The sequence below is a fragment of the Blautia sp. AF26-2 genome, from assembly GCF_003460955.1.
GTDB lineage: Bacteria > Bacillota > Clostridia > Lachnospirales > Lachnospiraceae > Fusicatenibacter > Fusicatenibacter saccharivorans.
On the sequence record NZ_QTWD01000023.1, the window covers coordinates 1 to 6,233 of the forward strand.

Annotated in this window: 10 protein-coding genes; all 10 read left to right on the plus strand. The window is 40.8% G+C overall.

The features are described from left to right. On the plus strand, positions 1-921 hold a 921-nt coding region (locus tag DWY63_RS17695; protein WP_243001917.1), incomplete at its 5' end, for a zinc ribbon domain-containing protein. Positions 922-1,043: 122 nt separating this feature from the next. Further along, complete coding sequence (locus tag DWY63_RS17700; protein WP_117509302.1) at positions 1,044-1,364, plus strand: SymE family type I addiction module toxin; 321 nt, start codon at positions 1,044-1,046, stop codon at positions 1,362-1,364. Positions 1,365-1,378: 14 nt separating this feature from the next. Continuing rightward, on the plus strand, positions 1,379-2,164 hold the full coding sequence (locus DWY63_RS17705; RefSeq protein WP_117802749.1) for a ParA family protein: 786 nt from the start codon (positions 1,379-1,381) through the stop codon (positions 2,162-2,164). Further along, a complete protein-coding gene (locus tag DWY63_RS17710; RefSeq protein WP_243001918.1) occupies positions 2,154-2,501 on the plus strand; it encodes a ParB N-terminal domain-containing protein in 348 nt (115 codons plus the stop codon). Before DWY63_RS17705 ends, DWY63_RS17710 begins: the two co-directional genes overlap by 11 nt. A gap of 10 nt (positions 2,502-2,511) precedes the next feature. Beyond that, complete coding sequence (locus tag DWY63_RS17715; RefSeq protein WP_147343095.1) at positions 2,512-2,733, plus strand: hypothetical protein; 222 nt, start codon at positions 2,512-2,514, stop codon at positions 2,731-2,733. A gap of 82 nt (positions 2,734-2,815) precedes the next feature. Then, entirely contained in the window at positions 2,816-3,004 is a 189-nt protein-coding gene (locus tag DWY63_RS17720; protein WP_117509428.1) for a hypothetical protein, read from the plus strand. A 149-nt stretch (positions 3,005-3,153) separates the two neighbouring features. Beyond that, positions 3,154-4,164, plus strand: coding sequence for a helix-turn-helix domain-containing protein (locus DWY63_RS17725; protein WP_117509301.1), 1,011 nt, complete (start codon positions 3,154-3,156; stop codon positions 4,162-4,164). 113 nt (positions 4,165-4,277) lie between these two features. Then, entirely contained in the window at positions 4,278-4,664 is a 387-nt protein-coding gene (locus DWY63_RS17730; protein ID WP_117802751.1) for a DUF2116 family Zn-ribbon domain-containing protein, read from the plus strand. A gap of 84 nt (positions 4,665-4,748) precedes the next feature. Then, the gene (gene tnpA, locus DWY63_RS17735; protein ID WP_117802752.1) at positions 4,749-5,171 is read left to right on the plus strand and encodes an IS200/IS605 family transposase; all 423 of its coding nucleotides are present in this window, start codon (positions 4,749-4,751) and stop codon (positions 5,169-5,171) included. After that, positions 5,171-6,233, plus strand: a 1,063-nt coding sequence (tnpB, locus tag DWY63_RS17740; protein WP_243001919.1) for an IS200/IS605 family element RNA-guided endonuclease TnpB, incomplete at its 3' end; no start/stop codon positions are given. The genes tnpA and tnpB, both read left to right, overlap by 1 nt.

The following is a 6,233-nucleotide window of genomic DNA, read 5'->3' on the forward strand; positions in this document are numbered from 1 at the left end:
GAAACAGACTGGGAGCTGGCACATCAAAAACGGGAAAAAACAGGTGTAAAATATGAAAAGACACATAGCCTCGATCATGAGCATATTTTATCCGGAATATTGAGATGTCCGTTATGTGGAAGCGGTATGTATGGAAACGTGAACCGAAAGAAAAAGAAAGACGGAACCTTATATAAGGATTATTTCTATTATGCCCGCAAACATCGTCGCCTGGTAGACGGTCATAAATGTGGATATCGTAAACAATGGAGCGAAGAGAAGATTAACAATGCAGTAGAAGAAGTTATCCGGAAACTGGTGAAGAATCCGAAATTTGAAGAAGCAATTCTGAATAAAATTGGTTCAAGAATAGATACAGAAGAAATAGAAAAAGAGATTGAAAGACTGGAAAAACAGTACAGGCAGCTGACCGGAGCAAAAGCAAGACTTGGACAGCAGATGGATAGCCTGGACATCATGGATAAATTTTATGAAAAGAAATATCAGGATATGGAGACAAGGTTATACCGTCTGTATGATGAAATTGAAGGCGTGGAGAACAGTATAGAAGAAGTCAAGAACCGCCTGCTGAATATTCAGCAACAGAAAATATCAGAAGAAAACGTCTATCAATTTCTTTTATATTTTGATAAACTATATGATAAGTTCACCGACCTGGAGAAGAAAGAATTTCTTAACAGCTTTGTAGAACAGGTGGACATTTATGAGCAGGAGCAGCCGGATGGCAGATTCCTGAAGCACATAAAGTTCCGCTTCCCGGTGTATTTTGGAGACAGGGAAATACAGGAACTTTGTTGGGACAACGAAAGTACCGTTGAAACTGTGTGCCTCTTGAGCAACCGAAAACCAGATACCACGGTAAAACTCAGCGTGGATATGGATGATTACTATCGTATTAAAGATGGTAAAGAGCCTAAATAAAATCGAATAATACACTGAATTAAAGCAGGATAGAAGCTGTTGATGCGTTAGAAGATAACGTGTCAGCGGCTTTTTCTTTTTATCTGAAAATCTATTAGTCAAATCTGAAAGGAGTCAATTCTATGGCAAAGAAAAATGTAAGGAATATGAAGGTTTGTGGACAGAGCGGTTATAAATATGAGACAGTTCCGGCAATTACATTAAAAGGAAAGTGGCTGGAAGAACTGGGATTTCATCTTGGGGATTATGTGCAGGTGAAATGTGAAAATGGTCAGCTGATTATCACGCCGGATGTGGATAAAGCACAAGAGCAGGAAGCGAAGACCGCATTTATGGATGAGGAGATTAAGAAACTGATAATCAGATACCAGAATGAAAAAGAAGAAATTACTGCAAAATATGTGGCAGAGCAGAGTGCAGGCTGTTATGGAAAGAAAGCATGAGAGGGGGAGAATGTATGGCAAGGATTATAATGTGTGGATCATTTAAAGGGGGAGTTGGCAAAACTGCCAGCTCCTGGAATTTGGCGTATTCACTGGCTGAGATGGGAAAAAGGGTTCTGGCTGTTGATTTTGACAGCCAGGCAAATCTGACAACCTGCTTCGGAGTAGAAGATCCTGCGGCTGTGCCGGTGACGATTGGACATCTGATGATGAATCGGCTGGAAGATGAGGAAATGCCGGATCTGTCAGAGTTTATTCAGAGCAGAAATGGCGTGGACTTTATTCCGTCATCCATGATGCTTTCAGCAGTGGACAGTAAGCTGCGGATGGAGATGGGTTCAGAGAAGATGCTGACTGGTATTCTGGAGCCGCTGAGAGGGCTGTATGACTATATTATTGTAGACACCTGTCCATCGCTCGGAACATTGACGATTAACGCATTGACGGCGGCTGATGAGGTGATTATTGCCGTCAATCCGCAGCTTTTGGCAACGATGGGATTGCAGGATTTTATCCGGACAGTGAAGAAAGTCAGAAGCAGACTGAATGACCGCCTGCAGATTGCAGGGATCCTGCTGACTATGTGTGATGCCAGAACAAATCTCTGTAAGGTAATCACAGAACAGCTGACGGATACTTTTGATGGACAGATCCGGATTTTTAAGAGTATCATACCAAACACAGTAAAGGTGGGAGAATCAATTTATTACAGTGAGCCGCTTCTGGAGTATGCACCGGAGAATAAGGCTTGTAAAGCATACCGGAATCTGGCAGAGGAGGTGGTTGGGGATGAAAGCTAATGCACCAAAAAGAAAAGTATTTCAGGACGCACTGGACCTTCTTGCTGAGGATCCGGTGAAGAATACGCCAGTGCCTGTGAACGGGATTGTTTCTATTCCGGTTGAGGAAATACATTCGTTTCATGATCATCCGTTCCGGCTGTATGAGGGAGAACGCCTGGAAGATATGGTACAGAGCATCAGGGATCATGGTGTGCTGAATCCGGTGATTGTGAGGAAAGCTGCAAGGGGCTATGAGATGCTTGCAGGGCATAACAGAACCAATGCGGCAAAGATATCAGGATTGACAGAGATACCTGCGATTCAGTATTTATCAGGTTTTGCCGAAGCTGATTGAATTGTGGGGGATGAACATCAGGACGGATGTGGAGGCTAAAAAACTTCATGCAACAGACCGTGAAATGACAACTCCCCTGTTTCTTCTCCGGTGTGTGCAGCTGGGGATTTCCATCCGGGATCTGGATCTGCTGACTATCGGGATGGTGAATGATATGTTTGTGGAAAGCAGGAACGATGAGTATAAGGGATGGAGACAGGTTGCCACGCAGGAGGATTTTGACAGGTTCTGATCTGATGAAATGTGGTGACAGGATGTTTCAGAAAGGGTATAATGGGTTTATCAAAGTCGGGATTTGGAGGAGATTCTTATTTATGAAAAAAGGAATAAATAAATCAATCTTATTTTATATTGCATCAGTTCTGTTTCTCGTAGCCTCAGCTATAGACTTTACGAGTGGAAATGAAAATTCTATGGCTATAGTATGGTTATGTCTTGGTTCTTCGTTTCTTTGCTTGGGTTCGACTCATAAGAAAAAGGAAAACAATACAGATGATAAATAATTTCCTGCTTGTATTGCTGGAAAATCGGGATTCATAGAGTCCTTTTGTGATTTGCAACTGCTGGTTGACAGATTTACAGCCTGAAATGGTGGAATGCAAACAGCAAAACTGTTATATTTAGCTCATAAAATCTGCAAAAGGAGGAAAAAATGATTTTAGCTGATAAGATTACAGAGGAAAGAAAAAAGAATGGATGGTCACAGGAAGAACTAGCCAATCAGTTGGGCGTATCCAGACAGGCAGTATCTAAGTGGGAAAGTGCAGGAGCTGTTCCAGATTTGCAAAGAATTTTACAGATGTCGGAGCTTTTTGGTGTTAGTACAGATTACCTATTAAAAGATGAAATGAAAGCAGAAAATATCACCTATCACGAAAGTACTGAAAGCTATGCAGAACCGTTGAAAAAAGTAACTATGGAGAATGCAAATGAATTTCTTGACATGAAAAGAAATGGATCCAAAGTAGTGGCAAACGCAACAAGTATGTGTATCTTAAGTCCAATATTATTGATTGTTCTTGTGACAATGGCAGAAGATAGCGTATTTCATGTTTCGGAATCTCTGGCAACAGTATTTGGATGTGTTTTTTTGCTTGGAATGGTTGCGGCAGCCGTCTTTTTGTTTATTACATATGGAATGAGTGAATCACATATGGAACATTTTGAAAAAGAATGCTTTGAAACAGAGTATGGTGTATCTGGAATGGTACGAGAAAAAAAAGATTCCTATGAACCAATTTTTATCAGAGGAACGGCTGTTGGGGTAGTGCTTTGTATACTGGCAGTGATTCCGACAATTATTGCCGAATCTATGGAAGCGTCCGACTATTACTGTGGTCTTTCCGTTGGATTACTGCTATTCATACTTGCAATAGGAGTGAATCTGTTGGTTCGTGTTGGGATGGTAAAAAGCAGTTACGATACCCTTCTTCAGGAAGGGGAATATACAAAAGAAGAAAAACTGTTTAAGAAAAAGACTGACACGTTTTCTGGTGTATATTGGTGCTTGACTACAGCGATTTACCTTGCATGGAGCTTCTGGACGATGAGCTGGGATATTACATGGATTGTATGGCCGGTTGCAGGTGTTTTGTTTGCAGCATTGCTTGGTGTGGCGAAAATGGTGTTAAAGAGTGGCAGTGAAACTCAGCACTATATTTAAGATGGAGTTAAGTTTATTTTCCGCATATTATACTCATCCAGAAATTCAAGTTTGGAGAATTGAGAAAATCGTGAGCTGTTGAATGAATTTTTGAGGATTACCGAGGAAACAGTATGAAAAAATGCAAATATTGTGGTAAAAAACTAAATGGCAATTTTGAATTTTGTAACAGTAAATGTGAAAATTGTTATGAAAAGATGGTGGATAAAGACAGCCATAAAATCAAGTATTTTATATTAGGCATTATTTTGGGTTTCTTAGTTATGTTTTATGGCATTATTTCTAACAATAATGTCTTCATAATAGGAATTGGAATTATAGTAATGGGTATGGATGTTGTTTTATTGCCATTTACAACTCCCGAAACAATAAATTTTCTAGGATATAAAAAGTCGAAATTTGCAGGAAGAATATCGGGTATATTGCTTATAGTAGTTGGAGTATGGATGTGGTTTATCCAATGCGTCGTAAAACCTCTTGCTTTAGCTATGGGGATATAAGACGCGTCCATCGAATTTACGCAAGTAATTGAGATGGACAAAATAGCGGTTGTATTAAATGGAAAAATATAGTATAATACAAACATGAATACAACATATAAATCAAACAACAATGTCGTCTATTCGTGCAAATACCATGTAGTATGGTGTCCTAAATATAGACGAAAAGTATTAACCAATGGTGTAGATACCAGGTTGAAGGAACTGCTCACAGAGTATGCTGCAAATCTTTCTGTAGAGATTCTGGAAATGGAAATCATGCTGGATCATGTTCATATGCTGCTGGAAGTAGACCCTCAGTTTGGTATTCACAAAGCCGTAAAATCTTTCAAAGGCTATACTTCCAGAATTTTAAGACAGGAATTTCCATATCTTAAAACTAAGATGCCGACGCTTTGGACAAACAGCTATTTTGTATCGACGGTGGGTGGTGCTCCGCTGGAAGCAGTAAAACAGTATATCGAAAACCAGAAAACATCGCAGAGACAAAAGGATAAGATGGGATAATGCAAAAAGGGATCAAATTCAGAATCTACCCGAATAAAGGACAGAAAGCCTTCATCCACCAGACGCTGGGATGCTGCAGGTTCATCTATAACCGGGGACTTGCCATGCGTAAGGAAGGCTATGAAAAAGGGAAAAAAATCGGCTATGGCCAGACTTCTGCCATGCTGACGGAACTGAAAAAGCAGGAAGAGTTTGCTTTTCTGAAAGAAGTCGATTCCATCGCATTACAGCAGTCATTGCGGGATCTTGACCGGGGATTTGTAAACTTTTTTCAAAAAAGGGCGTCCCATCCAACTTTCAAAAGCAAACATAACCATTTTCAGTCGTACAGAACGGTAAATCAAAAAGACAACATTCGTATCGTGGGAAGATATATCAAACTTCCGAAGCTCGGATATGTGAAAGTGCGTCAGTCAATGGAAGTGGGAAACATTCATCACGTAACCATTGAGCATACGCCATCCGGAAAATATTTTGCGGTTTTGAACGTTGAATTTGAACCGGAACTGCGACCTAATCAGGGTGGAACGATTGGGATTGATGTTGGAATCAAAACGTTCTATTCTGACAGCAACGGAAATACAGTAGCGAATCCCAAATATCTGGAACGCTCGATGCGAAAACTTGTAAGGGAACAGCGCAGACTTTCCCGAAGAGAGAAAGGATCCCATAACCGGGATAAGCAGCGAATTCGAGTTGCCAAAGTACATGAAAAAGTAACGAATCAAAGAAATGATTTCCTGCAGAAACAGTCAACGATGCTGGTGTGTGAAAACCAAACCATCTGCATCGAAGACCTGCATGTAAAGGGAATGATCCGGAACCATAAACTGGCAAAGTCGATAGCCAGTGTTTCGTGGGCAAAGTTTTTCGAAATGCTGGAATATAAAGCTGTGTGGTATGGAAATGAAATCCGCAAAGTACCAACGATGTATCCGAGCAGCCAGACCTGCAGTTCCTGTGGCTATCGGAATCCGCTGGTGAAAAATCTGCGCATTCGTATCTGGGAGTGCCCCGGGTGTCATGCAGTTCATGACCGGGATACGAATGCAGGCATCAATA

Coding starts and splice junctions, on each gene's coding strand:
- DWY63_RS17720 (WP_117509428.1), top strand. CDS start 2,816: ATGAAAAAAGGAATAAATAAATCAATCTTATTTTATATTGCATCAGTT.
- DWY63_RS17715 (WP_147343095.1), top strand. CDS start 2,512: ATGAACATCAGGACGGATGTGGAGGCTAAAAAACTTCATGCAACAGAC.
- DWY63_RS17725 (WP_117509301.1), top strand. CDS start 3,154: ATGATTTTAGCTGATAAGATTACAGAGGAAAGAAAAAAGAATGGATGG.
- DWY63_RS17730 (WP_117802751.1), top strand. CDS start 4,278: ATGAAAAAATGCAAATATTGTGGTAAAAAACTAAATGGCAATTTTGAA.
- DWY63_RS17700 (WP_117509302.1), top strand. CDS start 1,044: ATGGCAAAGAAAAATGTAAGGAATATGAAGGTTTGTGGACAGAGCGGT.
- tnpA (WP_117802752.1), top strand. CDS start 4,749: ATGAATACAACATATAAATCAAACAACAATGTCGTCTATTCGTGCAAA.
- DWY63_RS17710 (WP_243001918.1), top strand. CDS start 2,154: ATGAAAGCTAATGCACCAAAAAGAAAAGTATTTCAGGACGCACTGGAC.
- DWY63_RS17705 (WP_117802749.1), top strand. CDS start 1,379: ATGGCAAGGATTATAATGTGTGGATCATTTAAAGGGGGAGTTGGCAAA.